The organism is Pelomonas sp. KK5, assembly GCF_001984095.1.
In the GTDB taxonomy this organism is placed as follows: domain Bacteria; phylum Pseudomonadota; class Gammaproteobacteria; order Burkholderiales; family Burkholderiaceae_C; genus KK5.
Map to the genome: position 1 here is coordinate 1 of NZ_LYVQ01000021.1, position 25,967 is coordinate 25,967.

The window sequence follows — 25,967 nt, forward strand, 5'->3', positions numbered from 1 at the left end:
CTCGCCAGCTCCGGCTCCAGCTCCGGCGCCCGCGGAGAGCGGGGGCGGCGGCGGCGCCATGTCGGGCCTGTGGCTGCTGGCCCTGGCCAGCGCCATCCCGGCCCTGGCTCGCGGGCGCCGCCGCAGCGCGGCGGACGGCGCCTGACGGGGCGCCCTACTTCGCCTTGGGCCGGCCCGTCTTGAGGGTCGGCACCTGCTTCAGCGCGCGCAGCAGCGCGGCATCGCCGAGACCGGCCAGCAGCTTGACGCCGGCCCGCAGCAGCTCGCTCTTCTTGACCGGATGCGCGCCGGCCAGCGCCCGCTGCTTCAGCTCGCCCAGCAGCGCGTACTCGTCCGAAGGCATGGTGAAGCTGTCGCGCACGAGCTTGATCTTGGCGGGCTTGGGCGAAGCCTTTGCGGCGGTCTTTGCAACGGCCTTGGCTGCGGTTTTTGCGGCCGTCTTTGCCACCTTGGCGGGCGCAGCAGCCACCGGCTTCGGTGCCGCCTTCACCGGCTTGGCCGTTCCGGCCCTGCTCGCTGCCTTGCGTGCCGGGGCGGTCGTCTGGCCCGATGCTTCGCTCGTCTTGTTCATCTCGCTTTTCCTTTACGTATAAACCGTATATTCAGTTTACACACTTTTATCACTCGATCCTTCACACAACGGTCGCAATCGCCCCTTACGCTGCGCGACACCGTTCCCGTCGAATCCATGCCGCTGCACCGTATCGCCCGCGATCTTGCCGCGCACCGCAGTGCGGGGCGCAGCGCGACCCTGCTCGTGCTGGTGCTGGCGCTGCTGGTGTACGGCTGTTCGAGCACGCTGCTGCGGATGGTCGGGCCGACGCACCGGCACGCCACGCCCGCCCTGATGGCGGTGGCCGGCCCCTCGCTGCTCGCCAGCGCCTCTTCGCTCCTGCGCCACTGGCATGAGCAGGCGCGGGGACAGCAACAACAACAGCAGCAGCGCATGCGCACCGCCGCGCTGGAACTGGCGCTGCAGCAGCTGGACGACCCTCGCCACGCCCGCCAGCACACGCAGGGCCTGCCCCATGCGCATGTCCACGAACACGCGGCCCTGGAACGGCACTTCCATGATCCGGACGACGGCAGCGTGATCGCGCTCGAAGGCGGCACCGCCCAGGCCGCCCTTGACGGCCTCGCCAGCGCCGCGGCCCTCGGCAGCGCGATGCTGCACTTCGCGCTCCCGGCCGCCCTGCTCGTCCCGCCTGCGCCCGGCCGCCGCGGGACCTGGCCGAGGCCGGCCCGCCACGCCTGGCACAGCGCGATACCGCGGCCGGCCGAGCGCCCTCCCGCCGCCTGACTTCCTCGCAGGGCCCCGAGCCCTTGTTGGCGCGCCGCTGCCCGGCGGCGCCATTCATGCGCCATTGAGAACCGGTGCGCCATCGGCGCCCGGACGAGGAGGCTTCCATCGCCATGGATCTATCCGACGAGACCACGATCGCGGAGCTCGGGCGCGAGCTCGGCCACGACTACCACTGCCTGACGCGGCTGCCCCTGCAGCCCGACTGGGCACCCTGCATCACCGAAGGCTTCAGGGCCGCCGCGGCGGCCGGCCATGCCAGGCGCGTGCCGGACCGCTTCCAGCGCAAATGGCTGCAGCTGCGCCTGGGGGCCTGGCAACGCGGCCGCGCGGTGGCAGCCGACGTCAGCGCCGAGCTGCTGCGCGAGCTCGACATCGAGCACTGCCCCGTCACCCGCGAGCGCCTGACGCACGGCAGCGGCCGGGACACGGACTGGTCGATCGACCGCCTCAACAACGACGGCGCCTACGCGGCCGGCAATCTCGCGGTGATGAGCACGCGCGCCAACCGCGCCAAGGGCGCGCTGAGCTTCGACGAGGTGCTGCTGCGCTCGCGCCAGGCCGATGCCGGCGACGGCCAGCTCACGCCGGCGCAATGGCAGCGGCTCGCCGCGCTGATGCTGGGGCCGGCCTTCGCGACCCGCCATGCGATGGCGCCGGTGCTGCCGCTGTGCGCGCCGCTGCCCGTGCATTCGGTGCGCCTGGCGTGCCAGCAGATCCAGCGCCTGTTCACGCTGGCAGCGGCGCGGCCGGCCGGCAAGAACGCGCTGGTGCGCGACTTCCGCCCCGCCTGCCCTGATGAGGCCTCGACCCGCCGCCTGCGCCGCCTGGCCGATGCCGTGCATGAGGAACTCAAGCGCCTCGATCCCGCCGAGGACTGCTGGGACGTCTGGCTGCGGCCCGCCCCCATGCAGGCCTTCCTGGACTGGAAGGCCTGCCTCGGCGAGCGAGGCTGGGCGCAGGCCGCCTTCGTCTCGGCACGGCTGGCGGGCGGGCTGAGGGTCGACGAGCGTTCGCTCGCCGCCTGGTGGAGCCTGCCGGCCCGGGGCTATGTGCCGGGCGCGGGCCCTACTCGCTCAGCAGCTCGATGCCCGTGTACTGGGCATGGCTCCACTTGAGCGCGATCTCCAGCCGCCGCGGCGCGGGGCTGGCATTCAGCGGCAGCAGGCAGTCGATGAAGACATCGCCGTCCTCGCCGATCAGCCGCGGCTTGCTGCCCGGCGCGCAGCTCAGCTCCACGCCGTCCAGGCTGGCCGTCAGCCAGGCCTGGGTGTCGTCGTGCCCGCCCGAGAAACGGGCGACGAAGCGCAGGCGCTGCGGCTGCGCCGTCAGCGGGCAGACGACGTCGCGGTAGTCACCGGGCGTGTCCGGGGCCTCGCAACGGCCCGGTGCGGCCGCTGCCGCCTGCGCCGGCGCCGCCGCGCCGAGCAGCAGCACCGCTGCGGCGATGGCGCTGCGGATGACGATCACCCGCGGCGCTGGCGGCGCGCCGCCACCAGCAGGCCGCCCAGGCCCAGGGCCAGCATGCCGAAGGTGGCCGGCTCGGGCACGGCGCTGACCGTGACGTTGTCGAAGGCCGCCGTGCCTGCGCCGCCGCCGAAGGACACCGAGTGCGCGGTGCCGTCGAAGGCCAGCGTGACCTGCTGCCAGTTGCAGTACGGCGAGTCGCTGCAGCCGCCCAGTGTGGCGTTCTCGGCGAGGCTGACGGACTTCAGCAGCGTGCCGCCGCCGTCCGTGCCGCTGTAGATGGTGACGGCGTCCGCCGTGGCCGCGGTGGACGAATACCAGAACGACAGCGTGCCGACGAAGCCGGCGGGCACGTTCATCACGGCGCTGGCGTCGGTGGCGAACATCACGGTGCCCGGCGTCGGGGCGTTGGAGAAATACGGGCCCAGCTCGTCGTTGGCCAGGGCCATCGCGGCGCCGGTGAAGGACACGCCGAAGTTGGCCGGGCCCGCCACGCCGGCGTCGTCGCTGCCGCCGTTGTAGAAGTCCATGATCGACCTGAAGGACGTGGCGCCCTCGAAGTCGATCGTCGTGTTGGCGGCGAAGGCCGGCGCGGCGGCCATCAGGGCGGCGCCGAGCGCGAGGGAGGCGAACTTGCTGCTCGTCATGGATCTCTCCTGGATGCGTTGGATGACTGAAGGAATGAAGCGGTGATTCAAGGCGAGCGCAGTCTAGGCAGCCGATCAAGACAGCTCCATGACGCAGCAACATGGTGTTAACACCGAGCCACCGTTCTTCACGTCGCGAGACATTTGTCACGGGGTCGTCAAAAGCGCTGCTTAGCCTGCGTGACGTTCTTCACAACCGACGAGCCCCCATGCAAAACCGATTCGCCCACCGCGACGTGGCCCTCGCCGCGCTCGCCCTCATTGCCACGACCACCGCGTCGGTGGCGCCGACCGCCGCCACCGCAGGCACGAAGACGCCCGGCAAGTACGTCGCCGGCGACTTCCACAACCACACCACCTGCTCCGATGGCTCCATCTCGATGCAGAAGCTGGTGAAGAAGTCCACCGACAAGGGCGACACCCCCTGGGGCCTGGACTGGTTCGTGCAAGCCGGCCACGGCGGCAACGGCAACCGCAACTGCACGCTGGTCGAGGACGCGACGCTGGCCACCCCTGCCTACCCCTACACGGCCGGCCAGGGCCCGACGACGACCTGGGCCGCCAGCGTGGGCGCGGCTGCCATCAAGGGCGACGGCGGCGGTGTCGGCGGCAACGGCAATATGTGGCGCTGGCAGTCCATCCAGGAATACCAGTACCCGCTGATCGAGTACCTGAACGCCAGCAAGAACCTGCCGGTCTTCATCGGCATGGAGTCGGTCGTGGCCGGCCATGAGCACACCTCGATGTCGGTGATCACCGGCCAGATCCCGCTCGCCACCGAGACCGCCTCGCTGCCCGCCAGCGGCCCGTACAGCGCCCTGGGCAACGCCACCGCGCTGGCCCAGTGGTCCTACTGCTTCGACCGCGGCGACACCGACAAGAGCCGCGGCAACACCACCGGTTCCAACGTCGGCAACAACTGGAACTGCGCCGTCGCCGGCAGCAACAGCACGGCCGACATCAGCTGGGACGCCACCGCCCAGAAGCTGATGCCCGCCGGCGGCACCGGCACCGGCGATCGCGGCCACCTGAAGACGCTCGAGGCGCTGAAGTGGATGGCCCAGAACCACGCCACCGGCAGCTACTACGTGCCGGCCCACCTGGAGCGCGCCGGCCCCTTCTACGCCGACGGCAACCAGGGCTTCAACATCGAGCACCTGCGCAACTTCAACAACACCGCGCCGATGGTCGCCTTCGGCTTCGAGTCGCAGCCGGGCCATGGTGCCTCGGCCAACCGCGGCGAGTACCAGGTCAACCGCAACACCTTCGGCAGCACCAAGGTCGACTCGGTCGGCGGCACCACCTTCGGCGGCACCGGCGTCTATGCGGGCATCGTCGGCGGCGTGTGGGACGCGCTGCTCGGCGAGGGCCGCAACTTCTGGTACTTCGCCAGCTCCGACTGGCACAACCGCGGCAGTTTCGGTCCTGACGACCGCCGCTCCACGCAGGACTTCTACCCCGGCGAGTACGCACGCGACTACGTGATGGTGCGCAACGGCGGCAACAAGCTGCGCCCGCAGACCATCGTCGACGGCCTGCGCACCGGCAACAGCTTCGTCGCCAGCGGCCAGCTGATCGACCGCCTGGCCTTCGTCGCCTGCGTGTCCTACCCGGGCATCGCGGCGCGCACGAATGCCGCCGTCGAGGCGATCGCCGTGGCCGCCGCCACCAACAACACCGACATCGACACCGCCGGCTGCGCGACGATGGGCGAGAAGCTCGCCGTCCGCCCGGGCGCCGAGATCGTCGTCACCGTGGTGGCCCGCGACCCGGCCGGCACCAACTACTCGCCCTACACCTTCCCGAACCCCTCGCTCGCCCAGATCGGCGTGAGCCAGCCGCTGAACATGCCGGTGCTGGACCACATCGACCTGATCCGCGGCATGGTCACCGGCTACAGGACGCCTGGCGCTGCCGACTACTCGGGCGAATGGCCGCGCAACACCGCCTGGCTGCGCACCGACGGCACGACGGCCGACCTGAGCGTCGTCCCCGCCGCCGCCAAGAACACCAGCGCCGCGGTGATCAAGACCTTCTCCGGCAACGGCGCGGCGGCCTGGACCACGGTGCAGTCCGGCGTGGACAACACGGCCTTCGTGAAGATGACCTACCGCATCCCGGCAGTCAGCGCCTCGCAATACGTGCGCCTGCGCGGCAGCAACCTGCCGGCCGCCGTGCCCTACGAGACCGACGCCAGCGGCAACCCGATGGCCGACCTCTACACCAACGCCAACGACACCACCAAGCTGCGCATCCCCTGCACCACCGTCGGCACCAACGTGCCGGCCACCGGCACGACCTACACCGGCACCGCCATCGACGGCTGCCCGACGCACCTGCCGGTCGTCAGCGGCCAGAAGATGGTGGCCTACGACGTGGCGGCCTGGTCCGACCTGTGGTTCTACAGCAACCCGATCTACATCGAGGTGCAGGGCGGCACCGCCGTCGCCGGCCTGAAGTAAACGCCCGGATACTTGCTGATCGTTTTTCGTTCCTCCCCTGCGCCGCACGGTTCGCCGTGCGGCGCCTTTTGACTTTCAGGCCCATGGATACCAGCTTCGCCTCCGATGATGATGTTTCCGCCGCGCCGCGCCGCGCTCCGCACGCCTGGCTGCGCGAGCCGCTGCTGCACTTCGCCCTGCTCGGCGGCCTGCTGTTCGGCGTGGACCACGCCCTGCAGCTCTCGCGCGCCGACGATCCGTCGACGATCGTCGTCGGCGCCGAGGTCGACAAGGAGGCCGTCGCGGTCTTCACGGCCGCCCGCGGCCGCGCGCCCGACGCCGCGGAGCTTGCGGCGCTGCGCCGCGTCTGGCTCGACAACGAGGTGCTCTACCGCGAAGGCCTGGCGATGCAGGTGGACAAGGGCGACCCCGCGATCCGCGAGCGGGTGATCTTCAAGGCGCTGAGCGTGGTCGACGCCAACGTCAAGCTGCCGCCGGTCGAGGACAAGACCTTGCGCGCCTGGTTCGAGGCCCACCGCGCCAAGTACGATGAACCTGCCCGTTACGACTTCCAGGAGGCAGCGCTGGAAGGCCGGCCCTCCGAGGCCGAGGTGCGCGCCTTCGTCGCCGCGCTGAACGGCGGCACGCCGGGCGATGCCAGGGCCGGCCTGCGCGTCTTCAAGAACCGCCCGCATGCCAACCTCGTGCAGAGCTACGGTGACGAGTTCGCCCGGGCGCTGGAGGCCGCGCCGCCCGGCGGCGAATGGCGCGCGCTGGCGACGCAGGACGGCTGGCGCGCCGTGCGCCTGGACGCCGCCACGCCGGCGCGCCCGGCCGATTTCGCGCTGCTGCGCAACGTCGTCGTGCAGGACTGGACCGATGCGGTGCTGTCCGAGCAGCGCAGCGCGGCCGTCGCCGCGCTGGCCAAGAAGTACACGATCAGGACCGAGGCGAAATGAGCCGCCTGCTGTCCTTCCTGCTGCTGGCGCTGCTGCTTGCCGCCGGCGCCCGCGCCCATGAGATGAGCATGGCCGAGATGCAGCTGCGCGAGACCGCGCACGGCGAGTTCATCTGGCAATGGACGGCCAGCGAGCGCGGCTCCGTCGACGCGCAACTGCGGCCGCGCTGGCCCGGCCACTGCCGCGTCGATGCCGAGCAGCCCAACGCGCTGCACTGCGGCGCCGAGGGCCTGGCCGGCGAGTTGGCCGTCGAGGGCGTGGGCCGCAGCTACTCGGCCGCGCTGGTCAAGGTGTTCTGGCTCGACGGCCAGGCCCGCGTCTACACGCTGACCGCCGCGCAGCCCGCGGTGCAGCTCTACGGCGCGGCCGACGACCTGCGCGGCGCCGGCCAGGTCGCCTCGGCCTACACGGTGCTGGGCGTCGAGCACATCCTGACCGGCGTCGACCACCTGATGTTTGTGGTCGGCCTGCTGTTCCTGGTGGGCTTCCGGCGCCGGCTGCTGTGGACCATCACCGCCTTCACCGCCGCGCACAGCCTGACGCTGGCGAGCAGCGCCCTCGGCTGGCTGGTGCTGCGGCCGCCGCCGGTGGAGGCGGCGATCGCGCTGTCCATCGTGCTGGTGGCCGGCGAGGCGCTGCACCGGCGCGACACGCTGGCCCGCCGCTGGCCGGCGCTGATCGCCTTCCTGTTCGGCCTGGTCCACGGGCTGGGCTTCGCCGGCGCGCTCAAGGAGATCGGCCTGCCCGAGCAGCACCTGACGGTGGCGTTGCTGAGCTTCAACCTCGGCGTGGAGATCGGCCAGCTGATGACGCTGGGCCTGTGCTGGGCGCTGTGGAAGCTGGCCGCGCGCTGGCCCGCGGCCGCGCGGCTGCGCACCGCCCTGCTCTACCTGATCGGCGCCTGCGCCGCCTACTGGTCCTGGCTGCGCATCGCGGCCATCCTCGCCTGAAGTCTCGCCTCACATGGACGAAGTCATCCCCCTCTTCCCCACGCCCTTCATGCGCGCGCCCGGCGTGCTGCCGCCGCCGCTGGCCGCCGCGCTAGCGGCGCACTTCGGCGCCCAGGCGGTGCAGGACAACAACGCCAGCGCGAAGCTGTCCCACACGCGCATGCTCAAGCCCGCCGACAGCCCGCTGCTGGCCGACGTGGCCGGCCTCGTGACGCCGAAGATCGCCGAGTTCGGCGCGCTGCTGTTCGGCGAGCGCATGGGCTGGTCGATCAAGGAGATGTGGGTCAACGTGCTGGACACCGGCGGCCACCAGGCGATGCACAACCACGCCAACAGCTTCGCCTCCGGCGTGATCTACCTGACGCCGACGCACGAGTCTGCCCGCACCGTGTTCATGAAGTCGCCCGGCGGCCACGACTTCTCGTTCAAGAACGACCACCCGGGCATGGTCACCGGCCCCTACAACGCCGAGAAGTGGGTCAGCCCCGATCCGGCGCCCGGCGACCTGGTGCTCTTCCCCAGCTACATGATGCATGCGGTGCCGCCTAACGCCGGATCTCGACGCATCTCGCTGGCCTTCAACGCGATCCCGGTGCGCCTGGAGTCCTGGGGCTACACGGTCAGGTTCAGCGGATGATGACGAACCGGCACAGGGCGCTGCCGGCCGCGCTGATGCTGGCCTCGGGCTTCGCGGGCCTGGGCTACCAGATCGTCTGGACCCAGCAGGGCGCGCTGTGGCTGGGGCATGAGGCGGCAGCGGTGCTGGCGGTGGTGGCCGCCTTCTTCGGCGGCCTGGCGCTGGGCGCGCTGGCGCTGGGCCCGCGCATCGAGCGCAGCACCCGGCCGCGGCGCTGGTATGCCGGCTGCGAGCTGGCGATCGCGCTGTGGGGCCTGGTGCTGGTGTTCGGCATGGCGCCGTTCAGCGCCTGGGCCGCGCGCTGGGTCGGCGAGCAGCCGGCGCCCGGGTGGCAATGGGCGGTCGCCTTCTGCGGCAGCTTCCTGCTGCTGCTGCCGGCCACCGCGGCAATGGGCGCCACGCTGCCGGCGATGGAGCGCATGACGGCCGGCCTGCGGGCCTCGCGCTCGATCGCCCTGCTCTACGCCTTCAACACCTTCGGCGCGGTGCTGGGCGTGCTGGCCACCGCCTTCTGGCTGGTGCCGGCCTGGGGCCTGGCGCGCACGGCGGGGCTGTGCGTGGCGCTGAACCTGTTCTGCGCGGTGGCGGCCTGGCGCAGCTTCCGCACGGCGCACGAGACACCGCTCCCTTCAGCCGATGCCGCCACCGCACCGCTGGCCCGCCTGGCGCTGACCGGTCTGCTGGGCATCGGCTACGAGGTGCTGGTCGTGCGGGTGCTGAGCCAGGTGGCCGAGGACACGGTCTACACCTTCGCGCTGCTGCTGGCGGTCTACCTCGTCGGCAGCGCGCTGGGCGCCGCCGCCTGGGCGCGCTGGGGCCGCGGACGAGTCTCGCGCGACACCTTGCTGGTGGCGCAGTCGCTGGCCTGCCTGCTCGGCGCGGGCGCGCTGTGGGGCGCCGAGGCGCTGAAGACCGGCGTGCTGGCGTTGCTGCCGGCTGGCATGGCCGGGGCCGTGGCGGCCGAGGTGCTGCTGGCCATGGCGGCCTTCTTCCTGCCGACGCTGGCCATGGGCGCGCTGTTCAGCGCGCTGGCCGACGAGGCGCAGCAGGCCGGCGCCGGCTTCGGCCGCGCGCTGGGCTTCAACACGCTGGGCGCGGCGCTGGCGCCGCTGCTGTTCGGTGTGCTGGCCGCGCCGGCACTGGGCGCGAAGGCGGCTCTGCTGATCGTCGCGGCCGGCTATCTGCCGCTGGTCGAGAAACGCCTCATGGTCGCCCTGCCGGCGGTGGCCGCCGCCGTGCTGGCGCTCGCCGCGCCGCCGCTGGCCTTCGTCGAGCTGCCGGAGGGCGGGCGCATCGTCAGCTACCGCGAGGGCGCGCTGGCGGCGGTCAGCGTGGTGGAAGACGAGCAGGGCGTCTCGCGGCTGCGCATCGACAACCGCCAGCAGGAAGGCTCCAGCAGCAGCCGGCTGGTCGACGCACGCCAGGCGCTGCTGCCGCTGCTGCTGCATCCGCAGCCCCGGCAGGCGCTGTTCCTGGGCCTGGGCACCGGCGTGACGGCCGCCTCGGCGGCGCAAGACCCGACCCTCTCGGTGGATGCCGTCGAGCTGCTGCCCGAGGTGATCGCCGCCTCCGGGCATTTCACGCAGGCGCTGGCGCCCCGTCGGCTGCATCTGCTGTCAGCCGATGCGCGGCGTTATGTGCGCGCCACCGCCCGCCGCTACGACGTCATCGTCTCCGACAACTTCCACCCGGCCCGCAGCGGCTCCGGCTCGCTCTACACGGTCGAGCATTTCGCGGCGGTGCGCGGGCGCCTGGCCGAAGGCGGGCTGTTCTGCCAGTGGCTGCCGCTGCACCAGCTGGACCTCGACACGCTGCGCAGCATCGTGCGCTCCTTCATGGCCGTCTACCCGGACGGCGCGGCCCTGCTGGCCAGCAACAGCCTCGCCACGCCGGTGCTGGGCCTGGTGGCCCACGCAGGCCGTTTCGATCCGGCGCGCCTGCATGAACGGCTGGCGCAGGCGGCCTGGCCCGAGAGCCCGGCCGCCTTCGGCATCGAGGACGAGTACGCACTGCTGGGCAGCTTCGTCGCCGGCCCGGCCGCGCTGCACCGCTTCGCCGGTGACGCGCCGCTGAACACCGACGACCGCCCGGTCGTCGCCTACCGCGCCCCGCGCATCACCTATGCGCCGGAGGGCGCGCCGGCAGACCGCCTGGTCGCGCTGCTGCACCAGCTGCACGTCGAGCCCGCCGAGCTGGTCGACGGCGGCTCGCCGCGGCTGGCCGCCTACTGGGCTGCCCGCGACCGCTACCTGGACATCGGCCGCGGCATCGCGCCGAGCGCCGACGTGCGCCGGATGCTGGCCCAGTTGCGGCAGCCGCTGCTGGAGGTGCTGCACACGAGCCCGGACTTCCGCCCCGCCTACGACCCGCTGCTGCGCATGGCCCGCGCGCTCGGACGGGTCGACCCTGGAGCCGCCCGCGCCCTGCTCGACGCACTGGTGCAGGCTCAGCCGGGACGCCTCGAGGCCCGGCAGGCGCTGCGGGACATCGACGGCTGAATCAGGCCAGTACTCGCGTGCAGCGGACCATGGCTCACGCCGCCGTCCCCGGCGTCCCTCCGCCCGCCGCCAGCTCGGCCCAGTCCAGCTCCTGCACCAGGATGCGGTAGGCCAGATCCCCGATCACTTCCCGGCTGCGCAATTCGACGGCCTTCTGCCGAGCCGCGGCGATGGCCCGGCGCCGCAGCGGCCCGCCAGGCACCTCGCCGAGCGGCTCCGAGGCGCCGTCCGCGGCGTTCAGGTCCACGACGGCCTGGTATTCCTTCCTCAGCAGCCTGGCATGCAGCGAGTCCTCGTCGCCGATCGAGGCGATCAGCGCGCGGTAGACCGCGGTGCGGCCGCTGCGCACTTCGGCGGCCACCGGGTCGTCCGATTCGCGCACCTTCAGCAGCCGGATCAACGGCTTGATGGTCAGGCCCTGCAGCACCAGCGTGCCGAACACGACCGCGAAGGCGCAAAGCAGCACCTGGTCCCGATACGGAAACGGCGCGCCGCCGGGCAAGGTCTCGGGAATCGCAAACGCTGCCGCCAGGGTGACGATCCCGCGCATGCCGGCCCAGGACACGACGATGCCGCTGCGCCAGTTCGCCTTGCCGCCCGCCGTGCTCCAGCGCTGCGCGACCGTGCTGTAGCCCATCACCCAGAGGAAGCGCATGACGATCACGACGGCGAGCACCGCGCCGGCGATCGCGAGCGCACCGGCCCGCGCGGTGCCATCGCCCAGGCGCTCCCAGATCGGCCGCAGCTGAAGGCCGATCAGCACGAAGGCCATCGCGTTGAGCACGAAGACCACCGTCTCCCAGACCGCCAGGATCGGCACCCGCATGCGGGCCGGCAAGCCCGGGCCGCCGCCGCGGGCCAGCGTCATGGCGAAGGCGACCATGGTCAGGATGCCCGACAGGCCCAGCCGTTCGGCCAGGATCCACACGCCGAAGGTGCTGGCGAACTGGATGATCAGCGAGGTCGGCACATGCTGCGGCACGCTGTTCAGCGGCCGCAGCACGAAGCCCAGCACGACGCCTGCCGCCAGGCTGCCGAAGACGGTGAGCAGGAACACCGGCAGGTAGTCGCCGAAGCCCAGCGGCCCGACGATGGCGGCCGTCAGGGCGATGCGGTAGACCAGCAGCGCGCTCGCATCGTTGAGCAGGCTCTCGCCCTCGAGGATGCTCATCACCCGGTGCGGCAGGCCGACCTGGCGCATCACGGCCGTGGCCGCCGCGGCATCGGGCGGCGCGACGATCGCCCCCAGCGCGATGGCGACGGCCCAGGGCATGCCGGGCATCAGCCAGTGGCAGGCCAGCGCAACGCCCGCCACGGTCGTGCCCACCGCCGCCAGCACCAGGCCCGTGACCGGCCGCCAGCTCGCGCGCAGGTCGCGCAGCGAGGTGTCGTAGGCGGCATCCAGCAGCACCGGCGCCACGAACAGCGTCAGGGCCAGCTCGGGATCGAGCACCCAGCGCGGGCCATGCGGCACGAAGGCCAGGCTCGCGCCGCCCAGGGCCAGCAGCGTCGGATACGGCGCCCCGATGCGACGGGCCAGTTCAGCCAGCGCCGCGGCGGAGAACAACAGCAGGATGATCCATTCGAATGTTTCCATGCGACGGAGTGTGCCGCGATCCGCCTCACGCCATGGCGAAGGGCAAGGCCCGCAGCGGCTTGCCGGTCAGCGATGCGATCGCGTTCGCGAAGGCCGGTGCCAGCGGCGGCAGGCCCGGCTCGCCCAGGCCGGTCGGCGGATCCGCGCTGGGGACGATGTGCACCGCCACCTCGGGCATGTCCGGCATGCGCGGCACCGAGAAATCACCGAAGTTGCTCTGCTCGACCACGCCCTCCTTCAGCGTGATCGCCGCGCCCGGCAGGCAGGTCGAGAGCCCCATCAGCGCCGCGCCCTGGATCTGCGCCTCGATGCTGCGCGGGTTCACCGCCAGGTTGCAGTGCACGCCGGCGGTGACCTGGTGCAGCACGGGCCGCCCGTCCTGCACGGACGCCTCGACCACGTAGGCCACCACGGTCTTGAAGGACTCGTGGACGGCCACGCCCCAGGCCCGGCCCGCCGCGAGCTTGCGCTTGCCGTAGCCGCTGCGCTCCACCGCCAGTTGCAGCGCCGCGCGATGGCGCCGGGCACCTTCATCGAACAGCTTCAGCCGGTAGGCCACCGGGTCCTGGCCCGTTGCGCGGGCGATCTCGTCGACCAGCGTCTCCATCACGAAGGCGGTGTGGGTGGAGCCCACGCTGCGCCACCAGAGCACCGGCACGTTGACCTTCGGATGATGGACGCTCAGCCGCATCGGCAGCGCGTAGGGCTCGCGCATGCCCTCGACGGTCGAGCCGTCGATGCCGTTCTTCACCAGCCAGGGCTCGAACATCGTGCCCATCACGATGGACTGCCCGACGATGACGTGGTCCCAGCCGAGCACCCTGCCCTGCTCGTCGAAGCCGATGCGCGCGCGGTGGACATGCATCGGGCGGTAGAAGCCGCCGCGGATGTCGTCCTCGCGGCTCCACAGCGTGCGCACCGGCGCGTCGATGCCGGCGGCGCGCGCCGCCCGGGCCACCTGGCAGGCCTCGACGACCAGCTCGCTGCCCGGCGTGGCCCGGCGGCCGAAGCCGCCGCCGGCCATCTGCACCTGGATGCGGACCTGCTCCGGCTTCAGCCCCAGCGCGGCAGCCGCGGCGATGCCGTCCTGGCCGGGGAACTGCGTGCCGAGCCAGAGCTCGGCCGCATCGGCACCGATCTTCACCGTGCAGTTCAAGGGCTCCATGGCCGCATGCGCCAGGTAGGGGAAGACGAACTCGGCCTCGATGCTGCGCGGCGCCTTAGCGAGCGCCGACACGTCCGCATCGAAGTGGACGGCGCCCGGCTGCCGCGCCAGCGCCTGGTACTGCGCCAGCTGCCGCGTGCTGTCCACCTTCTCGACGGCGCTGCTGTCCCACTGCAGCTTCAGCGCCGCCCTGCCCTGGTGGGCCGGCCAGTAGCCTTCGGCGATCACCGCCACCACTTCCAGCCCCTTGCCGGCCGGCACGCGCAGCACGGCCTTGACGCCGGGTACCGCACGCGCGGCCTTGTCGTCCACCGACACCAGCTTCGCGCCGAAAACCGGCGGGCGGGCCACCACGGCCGTCACCTGCCCCGGCCGGCGGGTGTCGATGCCGTAGGACTGCCGCCCGCTGCTCTTGGCCTTGGCGTCGAGCCGCGTCGTCGGCTGGCCGATCAGGCGGAACTGGCTGGGCGACTTGAGCGCCACCGTGGCCGGCACCGGCAGCTGCATCGCGGCCTCGGCCAGCTCGCCATAGCCGGCGCGGCGGCCGTCCGGCGCGATGACCTGGCCGGCCTCGGTGCGCAGCGTGGCGGGATCGAGCTTCCATTGCCGGCCCGCCGCCGAGACCAGCATCGCGCGGGCCCGCGCCCCGAGCTCGCGGTACTGCATGAAACTGTTGCGGATGGCGCTGGAGCCGCCGGTGATGTGCATGCCGGCGACCGGGTCGACGTAGGCGGGATCGTTGCTGCCGTGCTCGCTGCGGACCTTGCTCCAGTCGGCATCGAGTTCCTCGGCCAGGATCATCGGCAGGCCGGTCTGCACGCCCTGGCCGAAGTCGAGCCGGTTGATCGTCACGGTGACGATGCCGTCGGTGTCGATGCGGACGAAGGCCGAGGGCTGCTGGGTGGGCTTCAGGGCGGCGGCCGCCGCGGGCTCGTCGGCCAGCGACGACAGCGGGAAGGCGCCAAGTGCAAGGCCTCCCAGGCTGGCGAAGCCGGCGATCTTGAGGAAGCTGCGCCGCGTCGGCGCGGCCATGCTGGCCGGCGCGTCGGGAATCAGCTGAGCCAGCGCGTTAGGCCATTCCGTCGGGAAGGAGTGCGGCGGGGTCGTGTCGTGGATCATCGTGGCGACTCCTTCAGGCCAGCGCGCGGGCGGCGTCGGCCACCGCGGCGCGGATGCGGGCATAGGTGCCACAGCGGCAGATGTTGCCGGCCATGGCGCCGTCGATCTCCTCGGCCGAGGGCTGCCTGCCCTTGGGCAGGGACTTCAGGAAGGCCGTGGCGCTCATGATCTGGCCGCTCTGGCAGTAGCCGCACTGGGCCACGTCGTGCCGGACCCAGGCCGCGTGCACCGCGTCGCCGACGCGGTCGCCGCCGCCGGTCACCGCCTCGATCGTCGTGATCTTCTTGCCGGTGGCCGCCGAGATCGGCGTGATGCAGGAGCGGATCGCCTGCCCGTCCAGGTGCACCGTGCAGGCGCCGCAGAGCGCGGCGCCGCAGCCGAACTTGGTGCCGGTCATGTCCAGCGTGTCGCGCAGCGTCCACAGGATGGGTGTGCCGGGGTCGACGGTGACCGCATGGTCCTTGCCGTTGATACTGAGCCTCGTGGTCATCTGGGGTCCTTCCTGTGTGGCGTTGAACTGCGGAACGTCTCGAAATCGGCCGCGAGCTTAGGCCGGCGGCCGGCCGCGGCAGCAGCGGCGTCGGCGGGTTCGCAGGATCGGGCAAGGATCCGAGCGAATCCGGCAAGCCGTCCCGCGCCCTACATCTGGATACGTCTGGACGGCACGCCCCGGCTGGCGTCGCGCCGACTTGGGCGATATTGGGCTGCTGTCGCACGGCCGACGCGCAACCATTCCGGGCTGCTCTTGCACAATGGAGGGACTTGGAACAGCATCGAGCCGAGAACAGCATCGATGGCCCGTGAGGCCTGGGGGAGAGGGTGTGAATCGGAGGAGAAGTCTGCCTATGCCGGGCCGGCCGGCGGCGATGCCCGCATGCGGCGCCAAGCCCGACGGGCGCGGGAGCGCCCCGGTCGGAGGGGTGCCTTGATGAGGGTCCTGCTCGTCGAGGACGAAGCACACGATGCCGAACTGGCGGTGCGCACCTTGCGCAAGGCGGGGCTGGACTGCACCAGCCTGCGGGTGGATACCGAGGACGCCTTCCGGGCGGCGCTCCGCGACTTTGTCCCGGACATCATCCTGTCGGACTTCAGCATGCCGCTGTTCGACGGCATGTCGGCGCTGGCGATCGCGCGGCAGCTGGTGCCGGACACCCCCTTCATCTTCGTCTCGGGCACCATCGGCGAGGAATACGCGATCAATGCGCTGAAGAACGGCGCCACCGACTACGTGCTCAAGAACAATATGGCGCGCCTCGGGCCCGCCGTCGAGCGCGCACTCGACGACGTGCGACGCGCCCGCGAGCAGCGCAGCACCGCCGCCGCCCTGCACCACAGCGAGCAGCGCTTCCTGCTGGCCGCGTCCACCGGCGATGTCTGGGACTGGGTGATCGACACCGGTGAGTCCTACATCCCCCACCAGTGGAAGCAGCGCCACGGCTACGCCGACGAGCAGATCGCCAACCGCTGGAGTTCCTGGTTCGAGCTCCTGCATCCGGACGACCGGGAGGCCGTTCAGGCTGCAATCGACTTTCATCTGCAGACTTCTGCCCCATACGAAGTCGAATTCCGCACCCGCGACCGGGACGGCGGCTACCGCTGGTCGCAGGCCAAGGGCAAGGCGCTGCGCGACGCGGCCGGCCAGCCGACCTACATGGCCGGCTCCATCGTCGACATCACCGAGCGCAAGATCGCCGAGATCAAGGTGAACCGGCTCAACCGGGTCTACGCGCTGCTGAGCGGCATCGGCTCGCTGATCGTGCGGGCCCAGAGCCGCGACGAGCTGTTCGCGGAGGCCTGCCGCGTCGCCGTCGAGGCCGGCGGCTTCATGCACGCCTGGGTGGCGCTGGTCGAGGGGCCGGCCGGCGCGCTCAGCACGCCGGTGGCGCTGGCCGAACGGGCCGCCACCAGCCTGGCGCCGGGCGTGGCGCAGGCCGCCCGCGACTGGGTGCTGGCGACCCTGGCACCGGAGGTCGTCGCGGGCGGCCAGGCGGCGTTCAAGGACGACCTGGGCTCGCCATCGGCCGAGCTGCGCGGGCTGCATGCCGCCGCCGCGCTGCCCATCGTCGTCGAGGGCCAGGTGCTCGGCCTGCTGGTGCTGCACACCGGCGAGGCCGACTTCTTCGATGCCGCGGAGCAGCGCCTGCTCGGCGAGATGAGCAACGACCTGTCGTTCGCGCTGGACCACATCCACAAGTCCGAGAAGCTGAGCTACCTGGCCTTCTACGACGCCCTCACCGGCCTGGCCAACCGCAGCCTCTTCATGGAGCGGCTGACCCAGTACCTGAACGCGGCAAGGCGCGCGCACCGCAAGCTGGCCGTGCTGGCGCTCAATATCGACCGCTTCAAGACCGTCGTCGAATCGCTGGGCTATGCCGGCGGCGACGACCTCCTCAAGCAGCTCGCGCAGCGCCTGATCGCCCATGCCGGCGACAGCGACCGCTACGCCCGCATCGACGCCGACCACTTCGCCATCATCGTGCCCGACATGCGCTCGGAGGAGGAACTGGCGCGCATGATCGAGCGCTACACCGACCTCTACTTCGGCGAGCCCTTCCACATCGCCGGCGCCGAGCTGCGCATCTCGGCACGCGCCGGCATCGCCCTGTTCCCGAACGACGGCGACGGCGCCGACGAGCTCTACCAGCACGCCCTCTCGGCCGCGGCCAAGGCCAAGACGCGCGGCGAGGGCTACCTGTTCTATTCGCAGGACATGTCGCGCAAGATCGCCGGCGCGCTGGCGCTGGAGAACCGCCTGCGCCGCGCGGTGCGCAACGACGAGTTCGTGCTGCACTACCAGCCCAAGGTGGACGGCGCCACCGGCCGCATCCTCGGCGTGGAGGCACTGATCCGCTGGCAGGACCCCGAGAACGGCCTGATCCCGCCGGCGCAGTTCATCCCGCTGCTGGAGGAGATCGGGCTGATCGTCGAGGTGGGTGCCTGGGCCATGCAGCAGGCCGTGCGCGACCACAAGCGCTGGCGCGCGCTGCACCTCACCCGGGTGCCGCGCGTGGCCGTCAACGTCTCCGCCATCCAGCTGCGGCGCGCCGACTTCGAAACCACCGTGCGCAACGCCATCGAGCTCGGCGGCGGCCATCCGTGCATGGACCTGGAGATCACCGAGAGCCTGGTGATGGAGGACATCGAGGCCAATATCGTGCGCTTGACCCGCGTGCGCGACCTCGGCGTCAGCATCGCGGTGGACGACTTCGGCACCGGCTATTCCTCGCTGCGCTACCTGGCCGCGCTGCCGGTGCAGACGCTCAAGATCGACCGCTCCTTCGTTCACATGATGCTCAACGACGCCAGCACCATGACGCTGGTGTCCACGGTGATCTCGCTGGCCCACTCGCTGCAGCTCAAGGTGGTGGCCGAGGGCGTCGAGACCGAGAAGCAGGCGCAGTGCCTGCGCAAGCTCAACTGCGACGAGATGCAGGGCTACTGGTTCAGCCCGCCCCTGCCTTTCGACCGGATGGTGGAGCTGCTGACCTCGCAGTCGGAGGTTGGCATCCGATGAGAGGCGCGTGCGCCCTGCTCGCGCTCGGCCTGCTGGCCACCTTGTCGCCGCTGGCGCGGGCCGCGGCCGACCTGGCCGACCTGTCGCTGGAGGAGCTCTCCAACATCGAGGTCAGCTCCGTCTCCCGGCGCAGCGAGAAGCTCGGCGAGGTGGCGGCCTCGCTCTACGTGATCTCCGCCGAGGCGATCCGCCGCTCCGGCGCGCGCCGCCTGCCCGAGGCGCTGAGCCTGGCGCCGAACCTGCAGGTGGCCCGGGTCGACGCGAACCAGTACGCCATCACCGCGCGCGGCTTCAACAACGCCATCGGCAACAAGCTGCTGGTGCTGATCGACGGCCGCACCGTCTACGCGCCCTACTTCTCCGGCGTGCAGTGGGACATGCAGGACGTGCTGCTCGACGACGTGGCGCGCATCGAGGTGATCAGCGGGCCCGGCGCCAGCGTCTGGGGCACGAACGCGGTGAACGGCGTGATCAACATCGTCACCAAGAGCGCCGAGGAGACCCAGGGCCTGCTCGCCCAGGCCGGCGGCGGCAATCTCGAATCGCTGGCCGCGCTGCGCTATGGCGGCAGCCTCGGCGACACCGGGCGCTTCCGCGTCTACGCCAAGCTGCAGCGGCACCAGCACACCGACAGCGAGGCCGGCGCCGCCGTGGCCGACGGCTCGCACCGCGCCCAGCTCGGCGCCCGCATGGACTGGCTGCAGGGCGGCGAGGGCCTGTCGATCATCGGCGACGCCTACCACGCAGACACGCAGGACCGCGCCTTCGGGGCGGTCGCCCTGGGCGGCATCAGGACCAGCGGCGCCAACATCCTGGCGCGCTGGACCGGCACGCTGGCGGGCGGCTCCAAGCTGCGCCTGCAGGGCTACTACGACCGCAACAAGCGCGAAGACCGCTTCATGTACAGCCCCAGCGAGAAGGTGCTGGACTTCGAGTTCCAGCACAGCCTGGTGCTCGGCGCGCACCAGATCGACTGGGGCGGCGGCCTGCGCCAGGCGCGCGACGACATCGCCCCCGGCCTGCTCTTCGCCTTCGTGCCGGCCAGCAGCACGCAGAACTGGCGCAACCTGTTCGTGCAGGACAACCTGCGCCTGTCCGAGCAGTGGAGCCTGATCGCCGGCACGAAGCTGGAGCACAACGACTACACCGGCTGGGAGACCCTGCCCAGCCTGCGCCTGAGCTGGGCCCCATCCGCCCAGCAGACCTGGTGGACCGGCTGGTCGCGGGCGGTGCGCGCGCCGGCCCGGCTGGACCGCGACCTGCGCCTGCCGCCGAAGCCACCCTACATCATCGCCGGCGGGCCGGACTTCGTCTCCGAGGTGGCGAACGTGTTCGAGCTCGGCTACCGCGCCCAGCCCAGCCACGACATCAACCTCTCGGCCACCGTCTACCACTACGGCTGGAGCCGCCTGCGCAGCGGCCAGAAGCCGCCCAACGCCCAGGTGCAGAACCGCATCGACGGCTCGACCCGCGGCCTGGAGGCCTGGGCGCGCTGGCAGCCGCTGCAGTGGCTGCAGCTGAGCGCCGGGCTGGACCTGCTGCACAAGGACCTGGCGGTGCAGGCCGGCAGTACCGACCCCACCGGCCCCTCGGCCCTGGGCAACGACGCCGGCCACCAGTGGCAGCTCAGGGCCAATGTGCAGCTGCCGCGGCAGCAGGCGCTGGAGGTGGCCGTGCGGCGCGTCGGGGCGCTGCCCAATCCGGTCGTGCCGGCCTACACCGCGCTGGACCTGAGCTGGGTCTGGCAGGTGAACCGCGGCCTGGACCTGTCGCTGACCGGGCAGAACCTGCTGGACCCCGCGCACCCGGAGAACGGCACCGCCCCGGGCCGCAGCGAGATCGCGCGCTCGGTCTTCCTGATGCTGCGATGGAACCCGTGAGCCCGGCACGGCGCCGCCTGCTGGGCCTGGCCCTGCTGCAGGCCCTGGCGCCGGCCGTGGCGCTGGCGCAGGCGGACGAGGGCGCCGACGAATCGCACGTGAAGGCTGCCTTCGTCTACAAGTTCACCGGCTATGTGGACTGGCCGGAGCGGGCCTTCGACGGGCCCGATGCGCCCTTCGTCATCGGCGTGCTGGGCACCTCGCCGCTGCTGGGCGAGCTCTCGCAGCTGACCGCCGGCCGCAAGGTGCGCGAGCGCGCCATCGTGGTCCGCAAGGTGGTGGCCGGTGAAGCCGCCGCGCCGCTGCACCTGCTCTTCGTCGGCCGCGCGCAGGCCTGGCACGGCGACGCCGCCGCCGCCCGGCCGGTGCTGATCGTGACCGAGGCCGAAGGGGCCATGCCGCGCGGCAGCATGATCAATTTCCTGATCGTCGACCGCCGCGTGCGCTTCGAGATCGCGCTGCCCAGCGTGGAGAGGGCGGGCCTGCGCATGAGCTCGCGGCTGCTCGCCGTGGCGCAGCATGTCATCCAGGGGGAGGAACGCTGACGATGGCTTCGCTGTGGTCCCGGGTGAACGGCTCGATCCGCTACAAGATGGCGCTGCTGATGCTGGCCGCCGTCTGCTGCGCGCTGCTGGTGGCCGGCGCCGCCCTGTCGCTGTACGAGATGGGCGACTACCGCGAGCAGGCGATGCGCGACCTCGGCACGCAGGCCGAGATCCTCGGCCGCGCCAGCGCCTCGGCCCTGGCCTTCGACGACGCGCAGGCCGTCAAGGAGAACCTGCAGCTGCTGCGCAGCCATGCCGGGCTGCAGGCGGCGGCCATCTACGGCGCCCGCGGCAAGCGCGTGGCCGAATACCGCAGCGCCGAAGCCGCCCGCCTCGCGATCCCGGACCTGCCCGAGGCCGACGGCATCCAGATCGCCGGCGAGCAGGTGATCGTGTTCAAGCGCGTGGTGGAGAACGGCGAGATCGTCGGCACCGTCTACCTCAACGGCCGCTACGAGCTGAGGGAGCGCCTGCGCGACTTCCTCGGCATCCTGCTCGGCGTCATGGTGGCCAGCCTGTTCGTCACCGGCCTGCTGTCGCTGTGGCTGCAGCGCGCCTTCACGCGGCCGATCCTGGCCGTCAGCGCGGCCGCGCGCCGGGTGGTGGCGGCACGCGACTTCTCGCTGCGCGTGCCCCAGACCACGCGCGACGAGGTGGGCCTGCTGGTCGAGTCCTTCAACGGCATGCTGGCCGAGCTGGGGCAGCGCGAGCAGGAACTGGCCGCCTCGCAGCGCCGGCTTGAGCAGGAGGCCGAGGAGCGCCGCCGCGTGGACGACGACCTGCGCCAGCTCAACGCCGAGCTGGAGCAGCACGTGGCCCAGCGCACCGCGCAGCTGGAGAGCGCGAACAAGGAGCTGGAGGGCTTCAGCTACTCGGTCTCCCATGACCTGCGCACGCCGCTGCGGGGCGTGGTGGGTTTTTCGGACGCGCTGCTGGAGGACCACGGCGCCGAGCTCAGCGAGGAAGCCCAGCGCAAGCTGCGCATCGTCCATGGCGAGGGCCTGCGCATGGGCCGCCTGATCGACGACCTGCTGGCCTTCTCGCGCCTGGGCCGCAAGGCGCTGCAGACCACGAAGGTGGACATGGAATCGCTGGCCCGCAACGGCTGGAAGAGCGTCACCGGCGCGGAGCCCGACGCACGGCTGCGCTTCGACCTGGGCCGCCTGCCGCAGGCCCAGGGCGACCCGGCGCTGCTGACGCAGGTGTGGATCAACCTGCTGTCCAACGCCGTCAAGTTCAGCGCCAAGCGCGACGCGCCCCAGGTCACGGTGAGCGCGATCACCGACGGCGAGGAGCACGTCTACTTCGTCCGCGACAACGGCGCCGGCTTCAACCCCAAGTACCAGGACAAGCTGTTCGGCGTCTTCCAGCGCCTGCACGACAGCGAGTCCTACGCCGGCACCGGCGTCGGCCTGGCGCTGGTGCAGCGCATCGTCGTGCGCCACGGTGGCCGCGTCTGGGCCGAGGGCCAGCCGGACCAGGGCGCCACCTTCTACTTCACCCTGCCCAAGGAGCCTCGCCATGAATCCTTATGACCAAGTGGAGATCCTGCTGGTCGAGGACAGCCCCAACGACGCCGAGCTCGCGATGCGCGCGCTGCGCAAGGGCGGCCTGGCCAACAAGCTGCTGTGGGTCAAGGACGGCGAGGAGGCGCTGGACTACCTGTTCCGCCAGGGCCAGTACGCCGACCGCGAGCAGGGCTCGCCCCGCCTCGTGTTCCTCGACCTGAAGATGCCGCGCGTGGACGGCACCCAGGTGCTGCGCCAGATCAAGCAGGACGAGCGCACCCGGCGCATCCCGGTCGTGATCATGACGTCATCCGAAGAGGAGAGCGACATGATCCGCAGCTACGACCTGGGCGCCAACAGCTATGTCGTCAAGCCGCTGGCCTTCAATGCGATGGTGGACGTGGTGCACGAGGCCGGCTACTACTGGCTGGCGGTGAACAAGCATCCGCAGGCGCTGTAGCCCGGATCAGGCCTTGGCTGGCGTCCTCGGATCGTTCACGAGCTCGGCCGGCCCGGTGATCTTCAACTCGATGCAGGACATCAGGTTCACGCTGACGCGGGCCTTGTCCTCGTTGAAGCCATTGAGCTTGACCGGCACGCCGTTGCGCCGCACGGCCACTCGCGCCGGCGTCGTCCCGATCAGCGAGGGCGCCTCGACGATGGCCCTGACCCAACCCTGGTGATCGGGCGCAGCAGCGGCGGCAAGCGTCACGCGCCTGAGATCGACCAGGCGCATCTTCAGCGGTGCGTCATCGCTGACCTGGATCTGAAGCAGCTCGGGCACCAGCGTCGCCCGTTTGAGCAGCAACTCCGGCTTGCCGTGAGCCTGCTTGCAACTGACCTCGACGATGCGCGTCGTCGGCGCCGGCGGGTTGATGCCATTGGCCCAGGCATGTCCGACCGAAACCAGGAGGCCTGAGCCGAACAGGGCGTGCCGGACAAGTTGCATCATGTCGATGTCCTCTAGTAGTCGCTGATCCGCCGGGCGATCTCTTGCGCCAGGCGCTCCTTGCTCGTGTTGCCGACCGTGACCACCCGCTGCTTGATCTTCAGGTGCTCGCCATAGGCATCGAAGGAAGGATCGAAAGTCGCGCAGGGGCTCGCATCGCGTTTCAGCGGCGTGCAGTACAGGCCGGTGAGCCAGGCGTCGATGCTCGCCGACGCTTCGTTGAGCTGGACCTGGTAGCTGCGAAAGTCCTCGCTCAGGGACGCCGCTGCGCCCTCGCCCCCGGACGCAGGCACCAGCACCGCGAGCGCCTGGATCTTCTCGTAGGCCTCGTAGCGCTTGAGCTTGATGCCGGCGACCTTGTCGAGATAGGCCAGGTAGGTGGCCTTGTCGATCTCCGCCTCCTGGGTCAGGGGCATGACCGCGTAGTACTCCTCCCACAGGGAGTTCGTGTACAGCAGGAACTGCGACAGGCATTCCTGCATCTGGGCGGTGCGCTTGGCGCGCTGCTCGCTGGCCCGCTGCAGCGCGGGCACCAGCAGCGCGGAGATGATCGAGCCGACGACCAGCAGCACGAAGCCATTGCTCAAGGCGTCGAGCAGGCGGCTGAACACCCCCTTCGCCTCCGGCGGCCTCGCCTCCCTGGCGGCGATCAGCGCATAGCGCACTTCGGCACGGATTCTTGCTCGCTCCGCCGCAGGGATGGAGTCCGAATCGAGATCATCCGCCATGTTGTCCTCAGCGCCGTCCCCTGGCGATCGTCAGGGTCCATATTGCGCCTCGGTATCGGGACGCGAGCGAAATCCGCCAGCGCCCATCCGCAGTGTTGTGGATGCGCGGGCGAGTCCGCCGTTCACCGGCTCAGCAGCGCCCTCACCTGCTCCCGCCCGATCCGGCGCAGCGCCGGCGCCAGCTCGGCAAAGGTCTCATAGACCGGCTGCGCGGCCAGGGCGCGGAAGTCCTCGGCCGCCGTGAGCAAGACCTGACCCTGGCCCGCCGTGCCGGTAGGCTCGGGCACCGGCGTCGAGTTCCGTTGCAGCGCCTGGCCGGCATCGCGCAGCTGCCGCTGCGCGTCGATCACCTGGGCCAGCGTCTGGCGCCGCGCCTGCGCGCCGTCCAGTCGCCAGGCCTTGGGGTCGACCGCATCCGGCTGCGCATCGAGCCGCACGCGCACGCGCTGGCCGCTCGGGAAGCGCTTGCCCTCGCCCTTGACGGTGAGCCCGTCGCGCAGGGCCGGCCAGCGGGATTCCTCGGTGCTCCATTGCAGGCGGCCGGCGGCGACGCTGACGCGCAGGCCGGCGGGGGCCAGCGCCTGGTCGAGCCGCTGGGCGTTGGCCTCGGCCGTCTGGTCGGGGTCGATGGCGACGTTGATCGCGGCCGGCGAACCCGGCGCGGCGAAGCTCAGCGTCTCGGGGCCTTCCTGGCCGAGGGCGGCCAGGTCGAGGCCGCGCAGCGTGAAGTCCTGGCGGGCGCCGCTACCCCGTTCGGGCAGGCGCAGCTGCCCGTCGATCCGACCGGCGGCGCGCTCGCTGCGCTGGCCCCAGACCGTCCTCGCCTGCTGCAGGGCCGCAGCCGCAGCGCCATCCGCGTCGGTGCTGCCCGAGGCCAGCGAGGCGGCAAGGCTCGTCTTCAGCCGCTGCAGTTGCTGGTCCATGTCGCCGACCCAGGCCTGGGCCTGCTGGCTGGCGGCCACCTGCTGCTGCAGGCCGGGCTCCATGAAGGGGTTGGGCCGCGGCGTCGGTGCGGGTCGTGCCTGCTGTTGCTGCGGCTGCTCCTTCGGTTCCAGCGCCGCGGGCGCCGCAGCCCCGACCGCCGCCGCGGGCAGCGTCGACGAGGCCGCGCCGCCACGGCCGGCCGTGGCCGGCAGCAGCGCCCGCGAAGTCTGGACCTGCACCGCCGCCATCGTGGTCGTCACAGCGCGTCGAACAGGCTCAGGTTGCTGACCCGGCCATAGGCCTTCTGCGTCGCCTGCACCGCCAGCGTGTAGCTGTTCAGGCGGGTCGCGGCCTCGCCGTAGTCGAGCTGGCCCAGGGTCAGCGCCGCCTGCTTGTTGGAGAGGCTCACCGCGGCCTGGTTGTCCTGCAGCGTGGACAGCACGTTCTGCAGGCCGCCCAGGCTGCCGATCTTGCCGGTGACCGAGTTCAGCGTGGTGTCCAGATTGGTCAGCGTGCTGGCCACCTGGGCATGGGCGGCATCGGCCGTCACGCCGGACTTCAGCAGCGCGGCGAGGCTGTCCAGCTGCTTCACGAAGGCCGCCATCTCGGGCAGCGAGACATTGGCCGGCACGGTGACACCTGGGCCCACCGCGACCTGCTGGGTGGCGGTATTGCCCTGGTAGGTGAAGGCGGCATCGATGGCGGGCTGGTCGGTGGCGGTGCCGGAGAAGACCGAGCGGCCTTCGCTGTCGGTGCTGTTGGCGGTGTGGATCAGGCTGTCGCGCAGCGACTCCAGCGAGCCGGCCATGGCCTGCAGGTCACCCTGGGTGTTGCTGCCGTCTGCGGCCCAGACGAGCAGGTCGCGGGCCTGCATCATGTCCGCCTTGACGCTGTCCAGCAGGGTCTCGTTGTTGGTGAGGCGCGATTTCAGCGCGTCGATATTGCCCTGGTACTGGGTCAGCGAGGCCTCCTCGCGCGACAGGCGCGACAGTCGCATGCTGGCGATCGTGTCGTCCGAGGGGCGCTGCACGCGCTGGCCCGAGGCCATCTGCTGCATCACTTGCGACAGGCCCGTGTTGGCGGCCTGCAGCGCGCTGTTCATCGTGGCGTGGAACTGGGTGCTGGCGATGCGCATGATG

Annotated in this window: 22 protein-coding genes; 12 read left to right on the forward strand and 10 right to left on the reverse strand. The window is 71.3% G+C overall.

The window, feature by feature from the left end; genetic code table 11:
* Positions 1-154: 154 nt before the first annotated feature.
* Complete coding sequence (locus tag B0W88_RS04750) at positions 155-571, reverse strand: hypothetical protein (protein ID WP_077033511.1); 417 nt, start codon at positions 569-571, stop codon at positions 155-157.
* 117 nt (positions 572-688) lie between these two features.
* Between B0W88_RS04750 and B0W88_RS04755 the strand changes: the two genes are divergently transcribed.
* The gene (locus B0W88_RS04755; RefSeq protein ID WP_077033512.1) at positions 689-1,300 is read left to right on the forward strand and encodes a hypothetical protein; all 612 of its coding nucleotides are present in this window, start codon (positions 689-691) and stop codon (positions 1,298-1,300) included.
* 113 nt (positions 1,301-1,413) lie between these two features.
* Complete coding sequence (locus tag B0W88_RS04760) at positions 1,414-2,418, forward strand: hypothetical protein (RefSeq protein WP_144006613.1); 1,005 nt, start codon at positions 1,414-1,416, stop codon at positions 2,416-2,418.
* On the opposite strand, the gene B0W88_RS04765 is transcribed toward B0W88_RS04760, so the two are convergent.
* Positions 2,369-2,770 (reverse strand): hypothetical protein, encoded by a 402-nt coding sequence (locus B0W88_RS04765; RefSeq protein WP_083748580.1) that lies wholly within the window; start codon positions 2,768-2,770, stop codon positions 2,369-2,371. The two genes, B0W88_RS04760 and B0W88_RS04765, sit on opposite strands and share 50 nt — an antisense overlap.
* Positions 2,767-3,414, reverse strand: a complete 648-nt coding sequence (locus tag B0W88_RS04770) for a PEP-CTERM sorting domain-containing protein (RefSeq protein ID WP_077033514.1) — start codon at positions 3,412-3,414, stop codon at positions 2,767-2,769. The genes B0W88_RS04765 and B0W88_RS04770 overlap by 4 nt, the downstream gene beginning before the upstream one ends.
* Positions 3,415-3,623: 209 nt before the next feature.
* On the opposite strand from B0W88_RS04770, the gene B0W88_RS04775 reads away from it, so the two are divergent.
* The 5 genes from B0W88_RS04775 to B0W88_RS04795 all read left to right on the forward strand — a co-directional run bounded on the left by B0W88_RS04775 (position 3,624) and on the right by B0W88_RS04795 (position 10,899).
* Positions 3,624-5,876, forward strand: a complete 2,253-nt coding sequence (locus B0W88_RS04775; RefSeq protein ID WP_077033515.1) for a hypothetical protein — start codon at positions 3,624-3,626, stop codon at positions 5,874-5,876.
* An 83-nt stretch (positions 5,877-5,959) separates the two neighbouring features.
* Positions 5,960-6,814, forward strand: a complete 855-nt coding sequence (locus B0W88_RS04780) for a peptidyl-prolyl cis-trans isomerase (protein ID WP_083748581.1) — start codon at positions 5,960-5,962, stop codon at positions 6,812-6,814.
* Entirely contained in the window at positions 6,811-7,764 is a 954-nt protein-coding gene (locus B0W88_RS04785; RefSeq protein ID WP_077033516.1) for a HupE/UreJ family protein, read from the forward strand. The genes B0W88_RS04780 and B0W88_RS04785 overlap by 4 nt, the downstream gene beginning before the upstream one ends.
* 13 nt (positions 7,765-7,777) lie before the next feature.
* Positions 7,778-8,401: a putative 2OG-Fe(II) oxygenase gene (locus B0W88_RS04790; RefSeq protein WP_077033517.1), complete on the forward strand. Its 624-nt coding sequence runs from the start codon at positions 7,778-7,780 to the stop codon at positions 8,399-8,401.
* Complete coding sequence (locus B0W88_RS04795) at positions 8,401-10,899, forward strand: fused MFS/spermidine synthase (RefSeq protein ID WP_083748588.1); 2,499 nt, start codon at positions 8,401-8,403, stop codon at positions 10,897-10,899. The genes B0W88_RS04790 and B0W88_RS04795 overlap by 1 nt, the downstream gene beginning before the upstream one ends.
* 34 nt (positions 10,900-10,933) lie before the next feature.
* Here B0W88_RS04795 and B0W88_RS04800 read toward each other — a convergent pair whose 3' ends face one another.
* From B0W88_RS04800 to B0W88_RS04810, 3 genes are read right to left on the reverse strand one after another with little or no spacing between them, the layout of a single operon-like run.
* The gene (locus B0W88_RS04800) at positions 10,934-12,496 is read right to left on the reverse strand and encodes a sodium:proton antiporter (RefSeq protein WP_077033519.1); all 1,563 of its coding nucleotides are present in this window, start codon (positions 12,494-12,496) and stop codon (positions 10,934-10,936) included.
* Between the two features lie 25 nt (positions 12,497-12,521).
* On the reverse strand, positions 12,522-14,780 hold the full coding sequence (locus B0W88_RS04805; protein WP_077033520.1) for a xanthine dehydrogenase family protein molybdopterin-binding subunit: 2,259 nt from the start codon (positions 14,778-14,780) through the stop codon (positions 12,522-12,524).
* A 13-nt stretch (positions 14,781-14,793) separates the two neighbouring features.
* On the reverse strand, positions 14,794-15,270 hold the full coding sequence (locus tag B0W88_RS04810; protein WP_077033521.1) for a (2Fe-2S)-binding protein: 477 nt from the start codon (positions 15,268-15,270) through the stop codon (positions 14,794-14,796).
* A gap of 438 nt (positions 15,271-15,708) precedes the next feature.
* Here B0W88_RS04810 and B0W88_RS04815 point away from each other — a divergent pair, with 438 nt between their 5' ends.
* From B0W88_RS04815 to B0W88_RS04835, 5 genes are read left to right on the forward strand one after another with little or no spacing between them, the layout of a single operon-like run.
* Entirely contained in the window at positions 15,709-18,294 is a 2,586-nt protein-coding gene (locus B0W88_RS04815) for an EAL domain-containing protein (RefSeq protein WP_077033522.1), read from the forward strand.
* Entirely contained in the window at positions 18,291-20,174 is a 1,884-nt protein-coding gene (locus tag B0W88_RS04820; protein WP_083748583.1) for a TonB-dependent siderophore receptor, read from the forward strand. Before B0W88_RS04815 ends, B0W88_RS04820 begins: the two co-directional genes overlap by 4 nt.
* Positions 20,162-20,719, forward strand: a complete 558-nt coding sequence (locus tag B0W88_RS04825) for a YfiR family protein (RefSeq protein WP_077033523.1) — start codon at positions 20,162-20,164, stop codon at positions 20,717-20,719. The genes B0W88_RS04820 and B0W88_RS04825 overlap by 13 nt, the downstream gene beginning before the upstream one ends.
* Before the next feature lie 2 nt (positions 20,720-20,721).
* Positions 20,722-22,254: a HAMP domain-containing histidine kinase gene (locus tag B0W88_RS04830; protein WP_077033524.1), complete on the forward strand. Its 1,533-nt coding sequence runs from the start codon at positions 20,722-20,724 to the stop codon at positions 22,252-22,254.
* On the forward strand, positions 22,241-22,687 hold the full coding sequence (locus B0W88_RS04835) for a response regulator (protein WP_077033525.1): 447 nt from the start codon (positions 22,241-22,243) through the stop codon (positions 22,685-22,687). The genes B0W88_RS04830 and B0W88_RS04835 overlap by 14 nt, the downstream gene beginning before the upstream one ends.
* Before the next feature lie 6 nt (positions 22,688-22,693).
* Here the strand turns inward: B0W88_RS04835 and B0W88_RS04840 are convergent, their stop codons facing one another.
* From B0W88_RS04840 to flgL, 4 genes are all read right to left on the reverse strand, one after another.
* Positions 22,694-23,179 carry a hypothetical protein gene (locus B0W88_RS04840; RefSeq protein WP_077033526.1) on the reverse strand — a complete coding sequence of 162 codons (486 nt, stop codon included), beginning with the start codon at positions 23,177-23,179 and terminating at the stop codon, positions 22,694-22,696.
* A gap of 11 nt (positions 23,180-23,190) precedes the next feature.
* Positions 23,191-23,904: a hypothetical protein gene (locus B0W88_RS04845; protein ID WP_158080799.1), complete on the reverse strand. Its 714-nt coding sequence runs from the start codon at positions 23,902-23,904 to the stop codon at positions 23,191-23,193.
* 122 nt (positions 23,905-24,026) lie between these two features.
* Complete coding sequence (locus B0W88_RS04850; RefSeq protein WP_077033528.1) at positions 24,027-25,088, reverse strand: hypothetical protein; 1,062 nt, start codon at positions 25,086-25,088, stop codon at positions 24,027-24,029.
* Entirely contained in the window at positions 25,085-25,963 is an 879-nt protein-coding gene (gene flgL / locus B0W88_RS04855; protein ID WP_077033529.1) for a flagellar hook-associated protein FlgL, read from the reverse strand. Before flgL ends, B0W88_RS04850 begins: the two co-directional genes overlap by 4 nt.
* Between the last annotated feature and the right edge of the window lie 4 nt (positions 25,964-25,967).